Source organism: Pseudarthrobacter sp. NPDC059871, from assembly GCF_042731175.1.
Classification (GTDB): Bacteria; Actinomycetota; Actinomycetes; order Actinomycetales; family Micrococcaceae; genus Arthrobacter.
The window spans coordinates 80,720-101,857 of the sequence record NZ_JBHWJV010000011.1 but is presented as its reverse complement, the minus strand read 5'-3'; the positions used below and the strand labels follow the sequence as shown (position 1 = coordinate 101,857).

General features: G+C 63.5%; 19 protein-coding genes and 1 pseudogene. 11 read left to right on the top strand and 9 right to left on the bottom strand.

Annotated features, from left to right (window positions below; translation table 11 throughout):
* The first annotated feature begins 130 nt into the window (after nt 1–130).
* From ACFV4R_RS15520 to ACFV4R_RS15510, 3 genes are all read left to right on the top strand, one after another.
* Nucleotides 131–970, top strand: a complete 840-nt coding sequence (locus ACFV4R_RS15520; protein ID WP_377203260.1) for an SDR family NAD(P)-dependent oxidoreductase — start codon at nt 131–133, stop codon at nt 968–970.
* Between the two features lie 6 nt (nt 971–976).
* Nucleotides 977–1,495, top strand: coding sequence for a cyclophilin-like fold protein (locus ACFV4R_RS15515; protein WP_377203259.1), 519 nt, complete (start codon nt 977–979; stop codon nt 1,493–1,495).
* Nucleotides 1,496–1,646: 151 nt separating this feature from the next.
* Nucleotides 1,647–2,627: an aldo/keto reductase gene (locus tag ACFV4R_RS15510; RefSeq protein WP_377203258.1), complete on the top strand. Its 981-nt coding sequence runs from the start codon at nt 1,647–1,649 to the stop codon at nt 2,625–2,627.
* A 109-nt stretch (nt 2,628–2,736) separates the two neighbouring features.
* On the opposite strand, the gene ACFV4R_RS15505 is transcribed toward ACFV4R_RS15510, so the two are convergent.
* Complete coding sequence (locus ACFV4R_RS15505; protein WP_377203257.1) at nt 2,737–3,621, bottom strand: helix-turn-helix transcriptional regulator; 885 nt, start codon at nt 3,619–3,621, stop codon at nt 2,737–2,739.
* A 151-nt stretch (nt 3,622–3,772) separates the two neighbouring features.
* Here ACFV4R_RS15505 and ACFV4R_RS15500 point away from each other — a divergent pair, with 151 nt between their 5' ends.
* From ACFV4R_RS15500 to ACFV4R_RS15480, 5 genes and pseudogenes are all read left to right on the top strand, one after another.
* Nucleotides 3,773–5,275, top strand: a complete 1,503-nt coding sequence (locus ACFV4R_RS15500) for an MFS transporter (RefSeq protein ID WP_377203256.1) — start codon at nt 3,773–3,775, stop codon at nt 5,273–5,275.
* Between the two features lie 23 nt (nt 5,276–5,298).
* Nucleotides 5,299–5,694 carry a nuclear transport factor 2 family protein gene (locus ACFV4R_RS15495; protein WP_377203255.1) on the top strand — a complete coding sequence of 132 codons (396 nt, stop codon included), beginning with the start codon at nt 5,299–5,301 and terminating at the stop codon, nt 5,692–5,694.
* A gap of 95 nt (nt 5,695–5,789) precedes the next feature.
* On the top strand, nt 5,790–6,614 hold the full coding sequence (locus ACFV4R_RS15490) for an SDR family oxidoreductase (RefSeq protein ID WP_377203254.1): 825 nt from the start codon (nt 5,790–5,792) through the stop codon (nt 6,612–6,614).
* Between the two features lie 152 nt (nt 6,615–6,766).
* Nucleotides 6,767–7,603: an aldo/keto reductase gene (locus ACFV4R_RS15485; RefSeq protein ID WP_377203372.1), complete on the top strand. Its 837-nt coding sequence runs from the start codon at nt 6,767–6,769 to the stop codon at nt 7,601–7,603.
* Nucleotides 7,604–7,623: 20 nt separating this feature from the next.
* Nucleotides 7,624–7,791, top strand: a pseudogene (locus ACFV4R_RS15480) (aldo/keto reductase); the annotation flags it as partial.
* Nucleotides 7,792–7,797: 6 nt separating this feature from the next.
* Here the strand turns inward: ACFV4R_RS15480 and ACFV4R_RS15475 are convergent.
* From ACFV4R_RS15475 to ACFV4R_RS15465, 3 genes are all read right to left on the bottom strand, one after another.
* The gene (locus tag ACFV4R_RS15475; RefSeq protein WP_377203253.1) at nt 7,798–8,613 is read right to left on the bottom strand and encodes an alpha/beta fold hydrolase; all 816 of its coding nucleotides are present in this window, start codon (nt 8,611–8,613) and stop codon (nt 7,798–7,800) included.
* A gap of 745 nt (nt 8,614–9,358) precedes the next feature.
* On the bottom strand, nt 9,359–9,496 hold the full coding sequence (locus ACFV4R_RS15470) for a hypothetical protein (protein WP_377203252.1): 138 nt from the start codon (nt 9,494–9,496) through the stop codon (nt 9,359–9,361).
* Nucleotides 9,497–9,571: 75 nt separating this feature from the next.
* Entirely contained in the window at nt 9,572–9,826 is a 255-nt protein-coding gene (locus ACFV4R_RS15465) for a hypothetical protein (RefSeq protein ID WP_377203251.1), read from the bottom strand.
* Nucleotides 9,827–10,241: 415 nt separating this feature from the next.
* Between ACFV4R_RS15465 and ACFV4R_RS15460 the strand changes: the two genes are divergently transcribed.
* Together ACFV4R_RS15460 and ACFV4R_RS15455 are read left to right on the top strand one after the other, a co-directional pair.
* A complete protein-coding gene (locus tag ACFV4R_RS15460; protein WP_377203250.1) occupies nt 10,242–10,952 on the top strand; it encodes a TetR/AcrR family transcriptional regulator C-terminal domain-containing protein in 711 nt (236 codons plus the stop codon).
* Nucleotides 10,953–12,431: 1,479 nt separating this feature from the next.
* Nucleotides 12,432–13,406: a DUF4192 domain-containing protein gene (locus tag ACFV4R_RS15455; protein WP_377203249.1), complete on the top strand. Its 975-nt coding sequence runs from the start codon at nt 12,432–12,434 to the stop codon at nt 13,404–13,406.
* On the opposite strand, the gene ACFV4R_RS15450 is transcribed toward ACFV4R_RS15455, so the two are convergent.
* On the bottom strand, nt 13,375–14,964 hold the full coding sequence (locus ACFV4R_RS15450; RefSeq protein WP_377203248.1) for an aromatic amino acid ammonia-lyase: 1,590 nt from the start codon (nt 14,962–14,964) through the stop codon (nt 13,375–13,377). The two genes, ACFV4R_RS15455 and ACFV4R_RS15450, sit on opposite strands and share 32 nt — an antisense overlap.
* Nucleotides 14,965–14,966: 2 nt before the next feature.
* Nucleotides 14,967–16,262 (bottom strand): NtaA/DmoA family FMN-dependent monooxygenase, encoded by a 1,296-nt coding sequence (locus ACFV4R_RS15445; protein ID WP_377203247.1) that lies wholly within the window; start codon nt 16,260–16,262, stop codon nt 14,967–14,969.
* 212 nt (nt 16,263–16,474) lie between these two features.
* On the opposite strand from ACFV4R_RS15445, the gene ACFV4R_RS15440 reads away from it, so the two are divergent.
* Nucleotides 16,475–17,497: a PLP-dependent cysteine synthase family protein gene (locus tag ACFV4R_RS15440; RefSeq protein WP_377203246.1), complete on the top strand. Its 1,023-nt coding sequence runs from the start codon at nt 16,475–16,477 to the stop codon at nt 17,495–17,497.
* Between the two features lie 5 nt (nt 17,498–17,502).
* Here the strand turns inward: ACFV4R_RS15440 and ACFV4R_RS15435 are convergent, their stop codons facing one another.
* From ACFV4R_RS15435 to ACFV4R_RS15425, 3 genes are all read right to left on the bottom strand, one after another.
* Complete coding sequence (locus tag ACFV4R_RS15435) at nt 17,503–17,748, bottom strand: hypothetical protein (RefSeq protein ID WP_377203245.1); 246 nt, start codon at nt 17,746–17,748, stop codon at nt 17,503–17,505.
* 1,268 nt (nt 17,749–19,016) lie between these two features.
* Nucleotides 19,017–20,375 carry an LLM class flavin-dependent oxidoreductase gene (locus ACFV4R_RS15430; RefSeq protein ID WP_377203244.1) on the bottom strand — a complete coding sequence of 453 codons (1,359 nt, stop codon included), beginning with the start codon at nt 20,373–20,375 and terminating at the stop codon, nt 19,017–19,019.
* A complete protein-coding gene (locus ACFV4R_RS15425; RefSeq protein WP_377203243.1) occupies nt 20,372–21,130 on the bottom strand; it encodes a class II aldolase/adducin family protein in 759 nt (252 codons plus the stop codon). The genes ACFV4R_RS15430 and ACFV4R_RS15425 overlap by 4 nt, the downstream gene beginning before the upstream one ends.
* Between the last annotated feature and the right edge of the window lie 8 nt (nt 21,131–21,138).

Sequence of the window (21,138 nt, the reverse complement as noted above, 5' to 3'; positions counted from 1 at the left end):
AATCGGGCGCCCTAGAGGGGCCCTGATGGGGAACCTCTACGTAGGGTCTCGCACGGTCCAGCGCTGGCCTGTTGACTTGAAACATTAGCCGCCCCGAACGGGCCGGCCAGGACTTTTGAAAGGCATCATCATGACCAACGTTTGGTTCATCACCGGAGCCGCCCGCGGCATGGGCATCGACCTGGCCAGGGCCGCCCTCGACGCCGGCCACCGCGTCGTCGGCACCGCCCGCGACGCCGCCAACGTCACCGCAGCCCTCGGCGAACACGAAAACCTCCTCGCTCTGTCCTTGGACATCACCGATGCCGCAGCTTCCGCTGCTGCCGCCGAAGCCGCCGTCGGACACTTCGGAAGCATTGACGTTCTGGTCAACAACGCCGGCAACTTCTACGCCGGCTACTTCGAAGAGATCAGTGACGCCCAGTTCCGGGCGCAGATGGAGACGAACTTTTTCGGCCCGCTGAACGTCACCCGTGCGATCCTGCCGGTGATGCGCAAGCAGCGCAGCGGCCACGTAATCACCATCAGCTCCGCCGCCGGCATCATCGGCCAGGAGTTCTGCGCCGCCTACGCCGCATCGAAGTTTGCCCTTGAGGGCTGGATGGAATCCCTCCAATACGACCTCGCGCCCTACGGGATCCACACCACGATCGTCGAACCCGGGTTCTTCCGCACCGAACTCCTCGTCGAGGGTGCGTCCTCCATCTGGCCTGCACTTTCCATCGAGGACTATGCCGAGCGCACCAGCCAAACTATCGCCGCGTGGAAGGCCATGAACGGCCAGCAGGGCGGAGACCCCGCCAAGCTCGGCGCAGCGCTCGTCACCATCGCCGCCCTGGAAACCCCGCCGCTGCGGTTCGTCGCCGGAGCAGACGTCGTCGCCGGCGTCGAACACAAGGCCCAACTGCTCCTGGACCAGGTCGACGCGCACCGCGAGCTGTCCTCCTCCATGGCGCTCGAAACCGATTAGGAACCAATGCAAAAGCCCCTGTCCCTCATTGCCATCGCCTTATCGGCCACGATCGCCCTCGCAGCCTGCTCGGCACCGGAAGCCGGGAACACCACCACCACGACCTCCCCCGCCCCGGCGACTACCGCGTCCGCCGCCGCCGAATCCTCCGCCCCGACCGATGCTCACGCGGTTGGGACGCCAATCATCATCACCGTCGGCGACGTGGTGATGACCGCGACCCTCAATGACACCCAAGTCGCCCAAGACTTCGCCGCCACCCTCCCGGTCACGCTGCCCTGGTTCCGGAACGCCGGCATCGAGTACATCACCGAGCTCTCCGCCCCGATGACCGAAACCGGTCCTTTCTACACGGACGTAAAACCAGGGGACATCGTCTACTACAACCCCCTTGATAGCATCACCATCATCTACGAGGAAACCAGCTCGGTCCCGACCCTCACCAAGATGGGAGAGATTACCTCGGACCTCAGCGTCTTCGGGAATTTCCCCAACGATGTGGACATGCGCATCGAGCGCGGCTAACACTCGGCCCGCCTGATTCAGCCTGCAGGCGTTCCATGCCTCAGGCAGCGCCTGCCCAAAAATCGACACCGCCCTGGCCGATCCTTCACAACGGTGCTTCTCAAACCACGCCCACGCAGCTGGAAAGCCATACCGAAAAGGAAATACAACCATGAAGAACGCACGCCTTGGAGACCTCGAAGTCTCCGCCATCGGACTGGGCGCCATGACCATGGCCGGCACCTACACCAGCGAAGGCGCCCTGGATCACGACGAGTCGATCCGCACCATCCGCCGCGCACTCGATCTCGGGGTCACCCACATCGACACGGCAGAAATCTATGGGCCGTTCCTGAGCGAAGAAATCGTCGGCCAGGCCATCAACGGACGCCGCGACCAAGTCAAGATCGCAACAAAGTTCGGGCTGGTCTCCCATTCCGGCGGCGGCCCCGGCGTGGTCGACAGCAGCGCGGCGAACGTGAAGGCCGCCGTCGAAGGTTCGCTTCAGCGCCTGGGCACTGACCACATTGACCTGTACTACCAGCACCGGGTGGACCCCAAAACTCCAATCGAGGAAACCGCCGGTGCCGTCGCGGACCTGATAGCTGAGGGCAAAGTACTGCACTTCGGACTCTCCGAGGCCTCCCCGGAGACGATCCGTCGCGCACATGCAGTACAGCCAGTCACCGCCCTGCAGACCGAGTACTCTCTCTGGACCCGAGACGTCGAGGAGGAGATCCTTCCGCTCCTGCGAGGACTCGGCATCGGCTTCGTCCCGTACTCACCGCTCGGACACGGTCTGCTTACCGGTCAAATCCGCACCATGGATGACTTCGCCGACGACGACTGGCGCAAGACCAACCCGCGGTTCACTGGCGAGAAATTCCGCCGGAACCTCGCGATCGTCGACGAGGTAAAGGCGATCGGCGCCGAGATCGGCGCGACTCCCGCACAGACAGCCCTCGCCTGGTTGTTGACCCGTGGGAACGACATCGCCCCGATCCCCGGCACCCGCCGAGTCTCCCGCGTTGAGGAGAATACAGCTGCGAGCGGCATCCAACTCACCGTCGACCAACTGGACCGGCTTAACACCCTGCAGCCGGCAGCGGGTGAACGCCACGACGAAGCCAACATGGCATCAATCGACCGCTGATCCCTGGCTGTGGTGTCCCGCCTAGCACGTCCCGGTTCCACAAAAGGGGACAAACAATGCTCATTCAATGAGACGCCGTGTATCTCAAGGGTTGCAAGACACAGTTGTTTCAGGCGTTGTAGTCGACGGCACTGAGTTTGGCCTCGTTGCGGAGTGTCGCGGCCCAGGTGGCGAGGAGGTTGAGCGCGTCGTGACCGGGAGTGCCCGGCTCGGCGCTGTAGGCGATGAGCGTGAGGCCTTCGTCGCCGGGGAGCTGCATGGCCTGGTAGTTGAGCTCGAAGTCGCCGACCACGGGGTGGTGGAACTGTTTCATCCCGGTGCGGTGGAGTTTGACGTTCTGTGCGGCCCACATCGTGCGGAAGTCTTCGCTCTGAGTGGACAGCTCGCCGACGAGGTCTGAGAGATCCCGGTTGTGGGCGTCCCGGGCGGCCTCCTGCCGGAGGATGGCGACGACATCGTGGGCCATTGCTTCCCAGTCGGGCAGCTGATCCCGTGCCCCTGGGTCCAGGAAGACGAAACGCGCGAAATTTCCCTCCCGGGCGGAGTCCTGCCCGTCGGGGTAGTAGAGCGCGCGGGCGAGGTCGTTCATGCCGAGGACGTCGAGGCGTCCGTTTTGAACGAAGGCGGGGATGCCTGACATGCCGTCGAGCAGATGCTGGAGGCTGGGGTTGAGCTTCTGCGGCCCGCGCCGGCGTTGCCGGGGGCGCTTTACGTTCGCTGCGCGGGCAAGATCAAACAAGTAGGTGCGTTCGGCTTCATCGAGTTTAAGGGCCCGCACTAACGATTCGAGGATGCTGTCGGAGACGCCGGTGAGGTTCCCGCGCTCGAGCCTGTTGTAGTAGTCAACGCTCATCCCGGAGACTGCCGCGAGTTCTTCACGGCGGAGACCCGGCACGCGGCGCAGCCCTCCGTAGACCGGAAGCCCTGCCATCTCCGGGGTGATCCTGGCGCGGCGGGACTTCAGGAAGTCGCTCACTTCGCGGTTGTTCGTCATGATCTCCACCGTACGCGCGGGTCCATGCCTGGTGGGAGGTACTGCTATTACATGGAACAGCAGCCACTACCTCACGTTCCTTCAGGACGGTTGACTTGATGAAGAAGAAAGGCCCACGGGCCTCAAGACAAGACTTTTTCGGAGAACCTGAATGATTGAATCATCCCCCATGCAGGCAACGGACCCCGCGAGCAGGCGCCGTTGGATCGCGCTGGCCTTCATCTCGATCGCTCAGCTCATGGTGATTTTTGATGCATCCATCATGAATATTGCCCTGCCCAAGGCCCAGCTCGATCTCGCGTTCAGCGACGCGGACCGCCAGTGGGTTATCACCGCCTACAGCCTCGCATTCGGTGCCCTGCTTCTGCTGGGAGGACGTATTTCTGACCAGTGGGGCCGGAAGCGCGCGTTCATTACCGGTCTCGTGGGATTCAGCCTCGCCTCGGTGCTGGGAGGTGTCGCGGCCAACATTGAGATGCTCTTGGCCGCACGCGTCCTGCAGGGAGTATTCGCCGCTCTTCTCGCGCCGGCCGCGATGTCGCTTCTCTCGGTAACTTTCCCCAGCGGCACGGAACGGGCGACCGCGTTCGGCGTGTTCAGCGCCGTCGCAGGTGCCGGCGGGGCGATCGGTCTGCTGCTCGGAGGTGTCCTCACCGAGTTCGCGAGCTGGCGGTGGACCCTGCTGGTAAACATTGTCTTCGGGGCGGTCGCCGTCATCGGTGCACTTGCTTATGTCGGCGAGGAAAGCAATGGCCGGCACCGGGAACGGCTCGACGTCCTGGGCACCCTGCTCGCCTCGGCCGGGCTGGCAACCCTGGTGTTCGGGCTCAACCGGGCCGAAACCGGGGGATGGGGCGCCCCGGCAACGATCACGTCGCTGGTGGCCGCCGTCGTACTTTTGGCCCTGTTTATCCTCGTTGAGACCCGCGCCGGGGCCCCGTTGCTGCCCCTGCGCGTGATCCTGCACCGGAACCGTGGAGGCGCTTATCTCAGCGCGGCACTCGCCATGGCCGGGAACTTCACCCAGTTCCTCTTCCTGACCTACTACATGCAGACAATCCTCGGCTTCTCGCCTCTGCTGACCGGCGTCGCCTTCCTGCCCCTCGTGGCCTGTCTGATTGTGGGCTCTACGCAGCTCGGAACCCGTCTGATCGCACGGTTCCCGGCACGCTGGCTGATGGGCGCCGGCTACCTGGTCGGCGCTACCGGGATGTTCTGGCTCACCCGTCTCACCATCGAGAACGCCTACTGGCCCGTCGTGTTCCCCGCCAGCATCGTGATGGGCCTGGGACTGGGAACCGCGTTCATATGCTCGATGGTGGTTGCCACCTCCGGCCTCCAGCCGGACGATACAGGAGTGGCCTCAGCGATGGTAAACACCTCACAGCAAGTCGGCGGTGCCGTCGGCACAGCCCTGATGAGCACCATCGCCGCCGGAGCAACCGCCACCCGGATGGCCTCGGCACGGGAAACCGATACAGCGCTGGCCATGCAGCAGGCCGCCGTCGAGGGCTACGTCACCGCGTTCTGGTGGGCTGCCGGGAGCATCGTCCTTGCCGCCCTTGTCTCCCTGGGCCTCATCCGCTCCGGCGGTGTCGGCGATGCCGAACCCGCAGCCGCCGGCGCTGATGCCGCCCCGGCCCTCATCCACTAAGAATCCAGCCAAGGAGCCACACTATGCCCGCCCACAATCACAGCCACAGCGACCGCGAATCTGCCGTCCTGAAGGTCGAGAGGGAACGGAGCCATCTGCTCCTGGAGCAGCGGACCGATGAACTCAATGAACTGCTCCATCCCGACTTCATTGCCGTCCACATCACCGGCTATGAACAAACGAAAGCCGAGTGGCTGGCCCAGATCCGTTCCGGGCAGATGGCCTACCACGACGTCCAGGAGCTCTCCGCCACCGTCACCCTCGGGAGCGAGAACACCACGGCCGTGGTGGTCACCAAAAACCTGGTGACCGCCACCATCTACGGTGCCCGCGGAACCTGGCCGCTGGAATCGACCACGACTTACACCTATGACGGCGGCGCCTGGAACGACATTCGCTCCACGGCGACCACCTTCTAGTAACCGCACCAACCGCGCCCGGGTCCCGGCGAAACCCGGCGTAAAGGCCTTCTGGCACACCTGATGAACCACAACGAAAGTAAAAGGAACGAACCATGGCAACAACAGAAGTAGCAGTCATCATCGGCTCCGGCAGCATCGGCGTCGCTATCGGCCGCGTCGCCGGCATCGGGCGGTCCGTCCTGCTCGCGGACTACAACGAGGAAACCATGAACGCCGTCGCCGCGCAGCTCCGAGGCGAAGGCTACGACGTCACCACCCACCCGGTCGACATCTCCGACCACGCCGCCGTCGCCGCGCTGGCCAACAAGGCAGCCACCATGGGCGAGGTCACCCGCGTCGTTATCGCCGCCGGAGTATCTCCGGTTCAGGCACCCACCGAACGGGTGCACCACGTCGATCTGCTTGGCACCGCCTACGTGCTTGAAGAATTCGGCCGCGTCATCGCCGCGGGCGGTTCCGGGATCGTCATCTCCAGCATGGCCGGCCACATGGGCGAGGGCTTCCCGCGCGAGGTTGAACACGCACTGGCCTACACCCCCACCGCTGAGCTTCTGGACCTGCCGTTCCTCGCCACCGACAAGGTCGGCGACTCAGGCGCCGCCTACACCCTGGCCAAGCGCGCCAACGCCCTGCGCGTCCAGGCAGCAGCCACCACCTGGGGCGCACGCGGGGCACGCATCAACTCTCTGAGCCCGGGCATCATCTCCACGCCCCTGGCTCAGGACGAAATGTCCGGGCCGTTCGCCGAAGGCTACCGCACCATGATCAACACCTCAGCGGCAGGCCGGATGGGCACCCCCGCCGAAGTCGGGGCGGTAGCAGGATTCCTCATGGGCCCCGAAGGCGCCTTCATCACCGGCTCCGACCTGCTCATGGACGGCGGCGTCATCGCCGCGATGCGCGCCGGGCAGCTCTAACAAGACGCTTCGGTACCCCGTCGAAAAGGGGTACGGAAGCCCACCGCCGACCGGCCCCACTCCCACCAACTCTGTCCCCACCTCCGGGCGCAGCCCGCTAGAAGGAGAAACTCCCCGTGGTTGATCTCATCACTTTGAACAACAGCGTCACGATGCCCGCCGTCGGGCTCGGCGTCTTCCAGACTCCTCCCGCGGAAACCGTGGCAGCCGTGCAGGCCGCCCTCGAAGTCGGCTACCGCCACATCGACACCGCGGCCTCGTACGGCAACGAACGCGAGGTCGGTGAGGGCCTGCGCCGCTCCGGCATCCCGCGTGAAGACGTCTTCCTGGAAACAAAAGTCTGGGTCAGCGACTACGGCTACGACAACACCCTTCACGCCTTTGAAAAGAGCGCCAAGAAACTCGGTGTCGACCAGATCGATCTACTCATTCTTCACCAGGCCCAGCCCAGCACCTTCGATAAGACAATCCAGGCATACAAGGCACTCGAAAAGCTCCTCGCCGACGGTGCGGTCCGCTCCATCGGCGTCAGTAACTTCAAGCCCATCCGGCTCGAGACGCTCATGGACGAAACAAATGTCCTGCCGGCCGTGAACCAGATCGAACTGCACCCCTACAACACCCAGCCCGAACTGCAGGCCGCAGACGACGCACACGGGATCCTCACGCAGGCCTGGTCACCCATCGGCGGGATCCGCCACTACAGGGGAAACACCACCACACCCCTGACCGATCCCACCATCCAGGCCATCGGGGACTCCCACAGTAAGACGACCGCGCAGGTCATGATCCGCTGGCACATCCAACAGGGCCGGTCCGCAATCCCCAAGTCTGTGCGCCCGGACCGGATCGCCGAGAACTTTGACGTGTTCGACTTCGAACTCACCACCGACGAACTGGCCCGCATCGATGCCCTGAACATCGGAGACACCATGGACCCCGACCAATTCGACTTCGACAGCCTCGGCTACACCATCCCCGAAGCCTGACAGGCAAGAAAGAAGGAACGATGGACTACCGCAATCTCGGACGCACCGGCGTATCGGTCACCCCCCTGTGCCTGGGCACCATGATGTTCGGGCCCTGGGGCAACCAGGACAAACAGGACTCGATCCGCGTTATCCACCGCGCCCTCGACGCCGGGATCAACTTTGTTGACACCGCGGACGTGTACTCGGGCCGGTCAGTTGCTGGTGCTGAAAGCGCGGGTGCCGACCGCGGCGCCGGCGGCGCCCGTGCGTGTGAGGTGTCCTGCGCCGGGTAGTTCGAGGAGGCGGCCGTTGGGGGCGGTTGCTATGAGTTTTTGACACCAGGTGCGGGGTGTGGTGATTTCCCGGGTACCTCGGATGACCAGTACCGGTTGGTTGACCAGGGCAAGCCGTGATTGGAGATCATAAGGCATCGCGAGAGGTGATGTTGAGCGGTACCGGCGCATCAGGTGTTCCGCCCTGCCGCTTTGGCCAGGGGCCTTGGGGAGGTCTTTCCGGAGAGCCCGCAGACCGAGTGCAGTGATCTGCCTGAAAGTCGGTGGGCGTTCGTCTTCTCCTACCGGTCCCAGAAGGACCAGGTGGGTAATGAGATCGGGTTTTTGGGCTGCGAGTTCTGCCGCGATCTCGGCACCGCCTCTGGAGTGGCCCACTACTATGGCGCTGTTCACGCCCATTTTCGCCAGGACCGCGGCGGCGTGGGAGGCGTACTGGGCAGCGTTGAGTTGATGTTCCGGGGCGGGCGCTTGGCCGAATCCTGGCAGATCGATGGTGAGGCAGTTCGCGTGCTCAGACAGGAGTGCCTGCAGGTTTGTGTAGTGGTGATGCGGAATGCCGATTCCGGGGAGCAGTACGTAGGCGGGGCGAGGGCGGCCGCCAGGCCCGGCAAGGACGTGGACGTGGGAGGTCAGTGAGGCCGTGGTTACGAGTCGGGGAACGCTTCGCCGGCGGACCGCTCTTGAGGCGGTTGGAGGCTGCTCGGGGGTGGTGTTGTCGTCGTTGTCGGCTTGCACCGGTTTCCTTTCAGGGTCAGCTCTGTGAGCTGACTGCGGAGTTAATTTAGCTACTGGTTGCCGGGGCGGGCAACGTGGGCGCCGTGGTGGCTTTGGGGGTGACTTCGAGGATCCAAAACTTCACGCCATGACAGTGTTCTCGGGTGATGCCGTCGCATTTTGACTTGAAAAGTCCCTCATTATATGGTTTTGGCAAGCGCCCCCGATGTATCCCCCAATAGCATCGGGGGCGCCTCCATGTCCCGCTTAGGAGCGACTTTGGAGCCGCCGATCATCACGGATGGACAGTGGTCTCCGTGAGAAAGAGGACGGCGCAGACAGTATGGTGGCCGATTTCTTCGGTTAGCCCGCCGAGCACTTGCGCTGAGAGGCCGGCCATCAGAACCGAAAAATAGGGGGCGGGCAAGGAGTGCATGAAGCTGCCCTCAACTTGCCTACCCCGCGTTACAGGTGATGCGCTGGCCGTCTCAAACTGTCCGACGACCAGGTACTGCTGATGTTGCGCTGGCCGTCTCAAGCTGTCCGACGACCAGGTGTTACTGCATCGGTGCTTCCCCTCAACAGGCCACGACATCTACTTCAGGCCGGGTGAACTTCCGTTCTCTTTTCCGTACGACAAAAAATATAAGCAGCCTTTGTAACCTCGTCAGATCGCCGTGGGGCGCCCCGGTTTTGCTCGCCGTTTCCGGCCAGCCCCGGGGTGCAGCCCCACGGCGGCGGCTGCACCTGCGGCGGAGTTGGCGGGTTAGCTGTTCCCGGTGTGGACGATGCTTTCCTGGTCCTCTTCGTGGGCCGGGGCGCCTGCGAGGCCATCGGGGGTGAAGTCATGATCATCAATGCCGTCAGGGGAAGTTTCGGGGGTGTCAGGATTCGTGTTGGTCATGTCGGCCTGCCTCAGGTTCTGCGGTGGTTGTACTGGGTGCGGTGCCCGCGGCGGAATGCACGGGCTGCGGTTGGATCAGACTAAGGCGGGGTAGCTGGCGAGAATGTAGTCGGCGGCTGCGGGGCATTTCGTCATGTGGAGGTATTCCCCTGCACTGAGCCGCTCCCGGATCGCGGCCCAGAAGACGTGCTCGGTCTGCGGTTCCTGGCCGGACACGCAGCACCAGCTGGTGTACAGGCCATAGAGGGAGTCCTTGTCCAAGTGTTGACCCGGCTCGCGGTCGCGGTAGGTGGCTTCCTGAAGGAACTGGTCGAACTGTGATTGCGCCATCGTGGCTCTTTTCAACAGGTGCAGGTGTCCACCATCAGGCTCAAGGCCTCATAACCAGTGTCCTGCACGGGGCAGATGGTCGGGCTACAACAAAAAAATGAGGGAAAGAATTCAGACAGCTGCCCCTGCTGGGGATTCCGCGCTGAAGTGTTCCGTTCCTGGTCCGAAGCCAGGAACGCGGCTGGCGTCAGCGTGGACGCGGCGCCCATGGGGGCTCGTTCAGGTCTGAGCAGTCATGCGTTTCTCCCAAGGTTTACGTGAGCAGCCTGGACGGCTATGCAAACTGTGGTCCCTTGGCTGAAACCGTGTCGACAACTTCTCTACACTGTAGACTTTACGCGTAGACTACACAGTAAGCAAGCTCGCGCATCAGTACCGCGTCGAGGTACCGCGCGATGAACAGGACGACTCTTCCATGGCCACTCCCGAAAGCACCCCCAACAGCTCCGGCCCCAAGAAGGTGCGTCTGAGCAGGGACGTTGTACTTTCCACTGCGTTGGCACTCGTAGATTCCGAAGGCCTGGATGCCCTCACGATGCGCCGGCTCGGGCAGGAGCTCGGGCGGGACCCGATGAGCCTCTACCGCTATGCGGCCAACCGGGCCGCCCTGCTCGACGGGGTCACCGAAATCGTCCTGAATGAACTCACAATCTTCGCCGATGAACCCGACTGGCAGGCACAGCTGCGCCGGATAGCGCACGATCTGCGGCTCCTGGCCCTCCGGCACCCCAACATCGTGCCCCTGCTGGTCACCAGACCCCTGTCCACACCCCTTGGCCTGCGCCCCCTGGGCACCCTGCGCCCCCTCGAACAGATTCTGGGACTGCTCATTGGTGCCGGCTTCAACCCCAGCGACGCCCTCCACGTCTACCGGGCCTACTACGGATTCCTCTACGGGCACATCCTCAACGAACTCCAGGAATACATCGTGGACCCGGAAGAAAACGAAGCAATCCTCCGCCTCGGACTGCACCGACTGCCCCCCAAGGAATTCCCCCACCTCCGGGCACTCGGCCCAGTCCTCGTCGACTACGACGGCGACGCCGAACTCGACCAAGGACTCACCATCCTTCTCAGCGGACTGAGCACCCAACTCGCCCGCCACAACCCACAACCAGGCCACTGAGGCAACACCGAAGCAGGCTCCATCGCTTCGCCCCCTCATTCGCACCGCAAGCAGGCGCTCAGCGTTAAACCCCGCACGGGCCCTTCAGGGGTTTGGTCTCCGGAGGCCAGCGGCGCTGGTGGCCTCCGGAAGGCCGGAAAACGCGATATGCCCCCCGAATCTGATGCTCCCGGGCCACATCCCGTCGGTCACGGTGGCGTGCCCAAAGAGCCCCGGCTGCCCGGCGTTGACACGCCGGACCGAGAGCGCAGTTCCTCCCCAATACGGCCTGCGAGGTCGCGGACGCCTTCCAAGTCTGTCCAGTCCTGGAAGCGTTGAAGGGTTCCCGGCCCAAAGAAGAGAGATTCAGCAGGTACGAGAGGCCACTTCCTGGACGTCCGCAGCAACCGGCCTGACCGACCGGCAACAACAGGCGTTCGTCCAAGTGCAGCCCGAACCGAGGAAAGATGAGTACCCCACGCACCCCGGGGCGTGGGTCCCCCAGGGCTTTGCGTGTGGGGGGCGGATCATGGGGCACTCCTTAACGGCTGTGAGCGTCCGCCTCCTGACCCACCGCCAATGTAAGCACCGCACACAGCCGGTGGGAAGACAAACATAAGGCCCACCCCTTCCAACGGCCAGGGCGAATGACGCACTCACCGCCAGCAAACAGTGGGCCGAACAACACACCTAAACACCGCCCGACAGCGGTCTCGGTGTGGCAACATGGCAAGTGGCTCCAGCAGCGGCGGCAACAGTGAAAGAAAAAGCGCCGCGCTCAACGCGCTGGCCTGGAAAGTTGGGGGACAATCCATGACGGAAGATCCGCGAGTCACAGCACTAAATCTCATTCACTAAGACAAGAACTACCTCGACGAACTCTGGCTAAAATACTGGGCCCAAGGCGGCAGCGCCGCATCAGTCGAGTTCGAGGGATACCTGCACGGCCGAGGTCAACGCGAGAGCTACGACCTGGAATTACTCCGCTGGGCGATTGACGACGTGCGGGCCTCCGCACATCACGATAAATCCTGGCCGCCACTCAACGCCGAGATTGCCCGGCTTGAAGACAAGGTCAGCCTCCACCGCCAGAGACTGACGCGTTCCCCGAGCTGCGGATGCAAGCCTTTCTAAAACGTTCGGTTAGCGATCCCCTTGCGGGCTGCTGAATTCGACAAATCCGCCGTGAAAAAGCCGACATTTACTGCCGAAAGTCACAAGCGACCGCTCAGTTCAGATGTCTCTCCGCGGAAACGGGACATCCTACTTCCCAAGGGTTTTGAGACGCCAGGAGTCAGATGGCTGCGAGGTCAGAGCCGAGGCCGCATGGGTGTTTGTCGGCTGATGAGTCTCTAGCTCTCTCCGGATGTCGCTCCTTTGCGCGCAACGGATCGCTAAGGCCAAACCATCCTCTGTTCGTAGATCATGCCGCTGAACCCGCGTACGCCGATGAATGAATGGAAGCTACCGAGCAACACCAAGGGTGAAGGAATCAGGACCATGGAAAAGCTCACGATCACAACACAATCGGACATCCTCAGCTTCATCGGGCACACCCTCGGCTTCTGGCCCAAGGAAAGCCTCGTCTGCATCACCTTGAACGCGAACAGTATCGGCGCCACACTCAGGATTGACCTTCCCCGACAGGCCGGCCAGGAACTCGACTACGCACGGACTGTCGCCCACTACCTCACCAGCGACAGCACCGCCAGATCCGTCCTGTTCGCCGTCTACACCAGCGAAACCACCCAGCACGGGTCGGCCAAGCCCCACGCCGCAACCATCGCCGCGCTCACCGGCGTCCTCGCCGAACAAGGGATCACCATCCAGAACGGCCTCATCGTCGGAGACACCACCTTCTCCCCCTACGACGACGAACCCGGCACCAGCATCGCCCTACCCGTTAGCTCCACCCAAACCAGCACCATCAACGCCGAATTCATCTACCGCGGCAGCTACATCCAACCCACCGACCGCATCACCCTCCCCACCACCAGCCAGGCACAAACCAAAGCGGCCGCCGTCGAACAGCACATGGAAACCATTAGGTTTCAGCAAGGCGACACCGCGCTCGAGCAAGGCAGGAAACTCTGGTCCGAGATGCTCGATTCCAAGAGCTTTCCCAGCGACGATGACTGCCACGCCCTGGTCGCGAACCTCCAGTTCCCCGCAATCCGCGACCGGCTCATCGCAGACATCCCCGGCGTCGACGAACCCCTGCAGCACATCCTCTTCGCCCAAACCGACACCGCCCCCAAATGGTCACGCATCGAATGGGCACAACAACTATTACTCCACGCATACACCCGCGCCAGCGCCGAACACGCAGCACCAGTCCTCACAGCCATCGGCTACATCAACTGGTGGGAAGGCAAAGGCAGCAAAGCCCATCAATTCCTCCAACTCGCCCTCGACAACGACCCCACCTACCGCCTCGCCCGCCTCAGCGCTGCTGCGGGGTTTTGGTGTTGCTGAGCCCTTTTAAGCTGTCGATTGCTTCTTCTAACGCGGCCCGTGCGTCGTTCACGAGTACTGCTGCCGGGAGCTGTTTGGCGAGCAGTGTCCCAAGATGCCCGGCGACGGCGCCCGTCCCCTGTCCAAGCTTCCTCCCGTCCGCTTCGTCATCCGCTGCAGATTCCATCAGCAGGTATGTGGCTGTCAGCGCTTCGATGGTCATGAGCTTTTCCGCGGCATCGAGCGAACGCTCCAGTTGCTGCAGGGCCAGCGGGGCGAGGGTGGAGTGGTCCTCGACGTCGGCAGATAACGTTGGCGCGCCCAGGGTCGCAGGGGCGGCGAGCACCTTCAGCTCAGCCAGGAGGCTTGCGGCGGAGTACCACAGCAGGCCGGGGAGTTCCTCGCCTGCCAGTGCTTCCGAACCGCCTTGCGCCTGTTCGAGGTGCCGGTGCCGGATGGTGCGCTGGGGCGGGTAGAGCTTGGCGATCCGCCGCTCACTTGAGATTCCCACGTGGGCCAAGGCAAGCCGGGCGCTTTCGAATACAAGGGCCAGCTGCATGGGCTGAAAATTCCCGCCGGAAACCATCCGGCCGGAGTCAACGTCGCTCAGCGGGTTATCACCCCGGCCGTTGAGCTCCACGCCCAGGGCGGCCTCCAACTGCTCCGCGACAGCACGGAACGCCCCATGGGTCTGCGGCGCGGCCCGGAAGGACAGCGGATCCTGCACGGAGACCTCAGGACGGATGTCCTCCAGCCAACCGCCACTCAGCAGGCCCCGGACTGCCGCCGCTGATGCGCGCTGGCCGTCCACCGCCTTGGCCGCCTGGATAACGGGAGAAAACGGGCTAAGGTTCCCGCCGCCGTCGTACCTCGCGGTCGCTTCGAGCGACAAGGCCAGGGCGACGTCGGCCAGTTCGGCAAGCCGGTACAGGCGCCGAAGTGCCAGCGCACCGCTGCCGATGGAGTAGGAGTTGGCACTGATGAGCGCGAGTGCCTCCCCGGGTCCGAGACGCAAAGGCTCCAGACCGGCGTCGGCCAGTGCCTCCGCGCCGGGGGCCAGGACGCCGTCGGCGCCAATGGCCTGTCCTTCACCAATGGCCACGGCTGCGACGGCGGCAAGCTGGGTCAGGTCGGAGGACCCGACGGACCCCTCGCGGGGGACGGCCGGAACAATGTCGCGGTTGAGCATTTCGGCGTAGAAGCGGGCGGTATCCTGGCGAACGCCGGAGCCGCCCCGGCTGAAGCCGATGAGGCGGGTAAGGATGAGTGCCCGCACGTTGGGGCGGTCGAGGAACCCGCCCACGCCACTGTGGTGGTAGCGAACTACCTGGACCTGGTACGCGAGGATGGACTCCTCCGCCACGGCCGTGTCCCGGCCCGAGCCCAGCAAGGTGTTCAGCCCGTAGACGCGTTCGCCGGAGGCTGCTGTGCGTTCCAGCACGTACCGTGACTGCCCGATCAGGTCCAAGGATTCGTCACTGAGCACCACCCTGGTTGAGGGATCGATGGCCGCCCCGGCCAGCCGCTGGACGTCGACGGGTGCGTTGGTGATCAGTAGCGTCGGCGGGACCGCGGTCATGGTCAGAAGTCCAGGAGGTTCTGGCGGAATCCACCGCTGCCGTAGCTCGACCTCAGCAGTCCGCGGCGGCGGAGTTCGGGGGTGAGCCTGTCCAGGACAGTGTGCACGGTGACCGGGTCAACGAAGCCGGAGAAGAGGAAGCCATCGCCGCCGACGGCTTCGCCGGTTTCTTCGAGGTAATCGGCGATCTCCTCGGCGGTACCGATGATGCTGTCGCCGGCTCCGCCGCTGCGCGCCTGCAGAATTTCGCGGAGCGTGGCCCCTGGCGGGGCCGCTTTGGCGAAGTGTTCCAGGGTGCCCTGATTACTGTTGGTGCTCAATTCCGGCAGGGGGGCGTCGAGGTCGAACTGCTTGAAGTCAATCACGGACAGGTAGGAAATGGAGTTCAGCTGGCTGTCGATGTCGCGCTGGGTGAGTTCCCTGCGCCGGGCACGCAGTTCCTCGGCCTCTGCCTTGGAACCCACCACGGTGGGCTTGAGGACAAACAGCACCTTGACGTCATCGGGGTTGCGGCCGGCTTTGGCTGCCTCGGCGCGGATGGAATCGCGGTAGGCCTTCATGCCGTTCGTGCCGCGGGCGAGGGCGATCGCGACGTCGGCATTGCCGCCGGCGAATGCCTTGCCGCGGGGTGAGGCACCCGCCTGGACCAGGACGGGTTCTTCCGGCAGGGGCGCGGTGTTGAGCGGACCTCGGACCTTGAAGAAGTCCCCGGCGTGGTTGATGGGGTGGACCTTGGTATGGTCTGCGAACACGCCTGCGGTGGCATCCTCAAGGATCGCGTCAGGTTCCCAGCTCCGCCAAAGCCGGCGGACGACGTCGACGAATTCTTCAGCCTTCTCATACCGCAGGTCATGCTCGATTTGCTGGTCCAGCCCGTAATTCTGGGCCGCAAGATCACTGCCCGAGGTCACCACGTTCCAGCCCAGCTGGCCATCGGAGAAGTGCTGCAGTGTGGCGAGCAGCCGCGCGGCAGTGAAGGGCGGGTAGAAGGAGGCGCTCACCGTCGGCACGATACCCAGGTGCTCGGTGGCGGAGAGCAGGTAAGGGACCAGCGCCAGCGGATCGTGCTTAGGGGCAAAGGAGGCATGGGCAAGCGATACCTCAGCCGTGCCGCCGTAGGTGTCCGGGACCGTGAGGGAATCCTCGATGATGAATAAGTCCAGGCCGGAACGCTCAAAGGCCCGCACGGCCTCCTGGTACAGCGCGGGTTTCTTCCAGTCGTAACCCAGGCCGTAGCCAGGGGTGCCCCAGCCCTGGACACCGAAACCATGACCGACAAACCAACCGAAATGAAGCATGGCCCCGACTGTAGACCGTTTGTGGGCCCTGATGACCCGAAATTACCTGATATGTATGCCAGTTACCCCACATGAACCCAACCGTTTTCACCGGAAGCCGCGTGATCTATGGTCGGATGCATTCCTGAACCGCCTCCGAGCGTGAAGGTAAGCACCCTGGTAACCACCCGCGTTCAGTGAACGCCAAGCCCAACTAAGAGAAGAGAACCAAAGTGGCCACGACAAGTCCTGCGGCACCGCGTGTTGAAGCCCGCGCAACGTCCCCCATAGGTCTGGTCGGCAACACACCCCTGGTTCGGCTGGAGGCCCTGGGAGCAGGACTGCCGTCGGAAATCTACGTGAAACTGGAATCGGCGAACCCCGGAGGATCGGTCAAGGACCGGACGGCCCTGAGCATGATCCGTGGAGCCGAACAGGCAGGGGTCCTCCAACCGGGAGCCACAATCGTCGAAAGCTCCTCCGGCAACACCGGCATCGGACTGGCACTCATCGGGGCTCTGACGGGGCATCCGGTGATTGTGGTCGCCGGAGACACCACTTCCGAGGAGAAACTTGCGGTACTCAGGAGCCTCAACGCCGAAGTGGTGCTGACCGACTGGACCGCTCCGGCGGACTCGCCGGACAATGCCCGCAATGTTGCAGCCCGGCTCGCCGCCGAAATTCCCGGTTCCTGGAGGCCACAGCAGTTCGACAACCCGGCAAATCCCCAGGCCCACTACACCTCAACCGGCCCGGAAATCTGGGATCAAACATCGGGAGCGGTCACCCACTTCGTCGCCAGCATCGGTACAGGCGGAACCATCAGCGGAACGGGCGCGTACCTGAAGGATCGCAGCCTGGGCACAGTGAAAGTGCTCGGCGCAGATCCGGCAGGCTCCGTCTACAGCGGCGGAGAACCCGGCGAAATCATCGTGGACGGCGTCGGAAACACCTGGGGCAGAGCCGAGTGGCCAACCACATTCAATTCACACATCGTGGACGAGTTCATCCGCGTACCCAACGACCTGGTCTATTCCACTGTCCACCGCCTCGCTACCGAAGAAGGACTCATCCTCGGCCCTTCCTCCGGTCTTGCCATCGCGGCAGCACTCCAAACCGCACAATCGGCGCCTGCAGGATCGACCATCGTCGCGATCGCACCCGACGCGGGCACCAACTACCTCAGCAAAGCATTCAACCGCTCCTGGCTGGCAGAGAACGGCATCACTTTGGACTCACTGGCGCACAGCCGATAGCCCTGTCAGGCTAGGGACGCCGCACTGCGCGATTCGGGGTTTGGGACGCGACGGACCAGCAGCGCCTCGAAGTCGACCAGCTTCCGGGTTCCGGTGCCGGAGTCCAGCAACCAAAACATTCCCATGGAAGGCACGGTCTGCAACACCCTGCCCCGGTTGTGGCGTCGTCCCTCATGCCAAGCTTCAATGACATCCCCGACGGTCAGATCACCCAGAGCCTGCACGACGTCGCCCGCTAGATCCTTGGACATCGCCCCTCCTTTGCTTGCGGCAGCAGGGACACCCCCGCTCTTTTAGGGTAGATGTCGCATTTTTCTCTGATGTTTCCTGGCGATGACGTCCCATGAACATGGATGGAAACCGCTTGTGGAACGAACTGCGTTTGACCACTGTGAGGGTAAGGAATCCGAAGAATTAGTGAGGTAATCACGGTTGCAGGGCAGACGTCTTCAGAGGCATCGAACTGCTGCACTGCTTAGGGGCCCCGCAACACAGCCAGGGGAACGGGCAGAAGACTCCGCACGTCGTGCAGCCCGGGCCACGCCTTCCACGTCCCGAGATCATTGGCAACAGACGTAACGAGTTCTCTGCGCTGCTGGTCATTCTCAGGTGTCGGGTACAACTCCCAGCACAGCTCATTCAAGGCCGCCAACTGTCGAATGTGCGCCCGCATCCCCTCCCGAGCCCAAGCGACCTGAACGGTCCTGTACATTGCCGCGCCGGCGTTATCCCACCACACGCGCGCCAGGGCGGCGGTCCACGCCCGGGAAGCCGGAGGCCATCCGCGTGCCAGAGCGAAGTACTCAATCAGGGTCCATGCCGCATACCCATGTACCTCTGCCACGTCCTCGGGTATGAGCCTTGCCTTAGCAATCACGTGCTGCGTGTAAGGGTGCATGAGGGCCCTTCAACTGCGTGGTCCGGGCGTAATCTCCTGAGCTGGAATGCACCACAGTTTATTGAGCCGCTGAGGTGCCGGCCAGCATCATTTCTGATTACTACTCCAGCTGCAGTCAGCACCAAAAGCCCGGTACGTTCGGGTCCGGACGCTCCGGACAGCGGAGGGGGCATCTGGCAAGTCCGGCTAGGGCACATCCCAACCTGATGTTAGGCCGCCGGGCCGTTGGTGATTGGTCGGCTGGGGTCTGCGGCCCCCGCGGAGAAGGAGCCGACGAAGAGCCGTGGTTTGGCACCGGCCTCGTAGAGTGCAAGTTTTGCCAGTGCTGCGGCCACGCCGCCGCACTAGATGCTCACTGTGTCCCCGGGTCACACGCCGTGCCGGGCAAAATGCTCTTGGAACACGTGTTGGGACCGCAGTTCACCGGTTTCTTGGAGGAGTGTTGAAGCGGGGACGCTGACGGTGCCTGGGATGTGGGCTGACCGGTCGGTGCCGTCTCCTTCAAAGGGCCATCCCCGGAGACAGACTATTGCGAAATTATCGAGGAGCTAGATGACGGTGGGCCGGCCGTAGAGGCCAGCCCACCGTGTCGAGGCGAAGGCGGCTCGTAACCGCGTTCCATCATGCCGTCAGCTGCGCCCCGTTCCGGATGGTGCCCGCAACCGGGTCGAGCCCGAGGTTTTCGCGAAGCGTTGATCCGGCGTACTCGCGTTGGAAGAGGCCACGGTCCTGGAGGATGGGTACGACGGCGTCGGTCAGGAGCTGGAAGCCTTCGGGGACGTAGGAGGGCAGCAGGATGAAGCCATCGGCAGCGCCGTTCTCGAACCGGTCCTGCAGCAGGTTAGCGATCTGTTCAGGGTCGCCGACGGGGACGTAGTGCCCTGCTGAGCTGACCTCGTACTCGATGAGTTGGCGCAGTGTGTAGTGCTCTTTCACGATGAGTTCCCGGAAGACCTCGTACCGGGACCGGCGGCCCTGGACTTCGTTGACGGCGGGTAGCCGCTCCGCGGGTATCCGGTCCGTCAGTTCCAGCCCGGACAAGTCGGTCCCGGCGAGTTGCTTGGCGAGGCGGGTCCGGCCGGACTCGAAGTCGATGTAGCCGTTGAGCTCCCGTTGCAGGGCTTTGGCTTCGGTCTCGGTCTGCCCAATGATGGGGGAAATGCCGGGCAGGATCTTGAGCTGACCCGGGTCCCGGCCAGCAGCGGATACCCGGGCTTTCAGGTCCGTATAAAAGGCTTGGGAATCGGCCAGTGATTGCCGGCCTGTGGTGAACACGATGTCCGCGTACCCGGCCGCGAAGGTCTTCCCGGATTCCGAGGACCCGGCCTGGGCGATCAGCGGCCTGCCCTGGGGAGGCCGTGCGATGTTCAGCGGTCCTTGGATGGTGAAGTGTTTGCTGCGGTGGTTGATTTCCCGGACGAGGTCTTTGTCCGCGTAGAAGCCCTGTTCCCGGTCGAGTCTGATGGCATCGGCGTCCCAGCTGTCCCATAAAGCGAGGGCTGCCCGGAGGTACTCCTCGGCCAGTGCGTAGCGGTCGGCGTGTGCCGGGAGTTCACGGCCGAAGTTCTCCTCGCCCCATGCGGAGGTCACGATGTTCCAGCCGGCCCGTCCGTTGGAGAGGTGGTCCAGGGACGCCAGCTGCCGTGCAACGTTGAATGGTTCAGAGAAGGTAGTGGAGATGCTGCCGATCAGGCCGATGTTCGTCGTTTGAGCCGCAAGGGCGCTGAGCAGAGTTACCGGTTCAAGTCCGGCATGCGGTTGGCTCCGCAGGGTGCTCCGGTCAAGGTTGAGTCCGTCTGCGAGGAACACGGCGTGCAGTTTGGCGTCCTCGGCCCAGCGGACCAGGTCGCTGAAAAGGCTCAGCGAGTACTTCTCCTCGATGCGGCTTCCGGGCCGCCGCCAGGCGCCGACGTGGTTCCCTACCCCGCCGATGAGGATTCCCAGGACAAGCTGGTCCTTGCGGTTACCTGTCCCTGTCATTGGGCCACATCTGGCTGGTCGTGCAGGATCTGCTCCAGCAGCGGGGCGAAGTGCTCCTCAGCCAGTTCCGGGGTCAGGACGAATTTTTCCAGGGCAGGGCTTGCCACGAGCTGTGGTGCTTGTCCGGCGGCCTCGATCACCAGCTGCGCTTTCGCGGCGCGCTCGGCAGCCAGGAAGTAGAAGGCTGCTTCTTCCACGGAGGCACCGATGGTGATGAAGCCGTGGTTTTTTTGGATCAGCACCTTGGCGGTGGCGCCGAGGGAGTCGGCGGTCGTGTTGGGTTTGGGGCTCTCCACCTGGTCTTTGCCGAAGTCGTGGTGGATCGCTTGGAGTCCGTGGATCAGCGCGGAATCGGTGTTGATCGGGTCGAGGAGGCGCGGCGCGGCGGAAAAGGCGAACCCGTAGGGCGAGTGCACGTGGACAACCGCCTCGGCATCCGGGCGTGCGTCGTGGAGGATCTTCTGGCTCGCGAATCCGGAAACCTGGGCGCCGGGGTGGTCGCTGATGATGGCTCCGGCGCTGGTCACGAGCAGCAGGTCTGAGGCTTTTACCCGGCCGAACGGCAATTTCCAGGGGTTGGCCCAGTACAGGTCCGGGTGCTCGGGATCTCGGACGGTGAGGTGGCCGTTGAAGCCGAATTCGTAGCCGTTGGCCGCGAACAGCCGCAAGGTCGCGGCGAGGGCCACTTTCCTGCGGTGCCGTTCGGTGTCGAACGCGCCACTCAGCTGCGGGGTGTCAACAGTGCTTTGTGTCATGGTCTTGC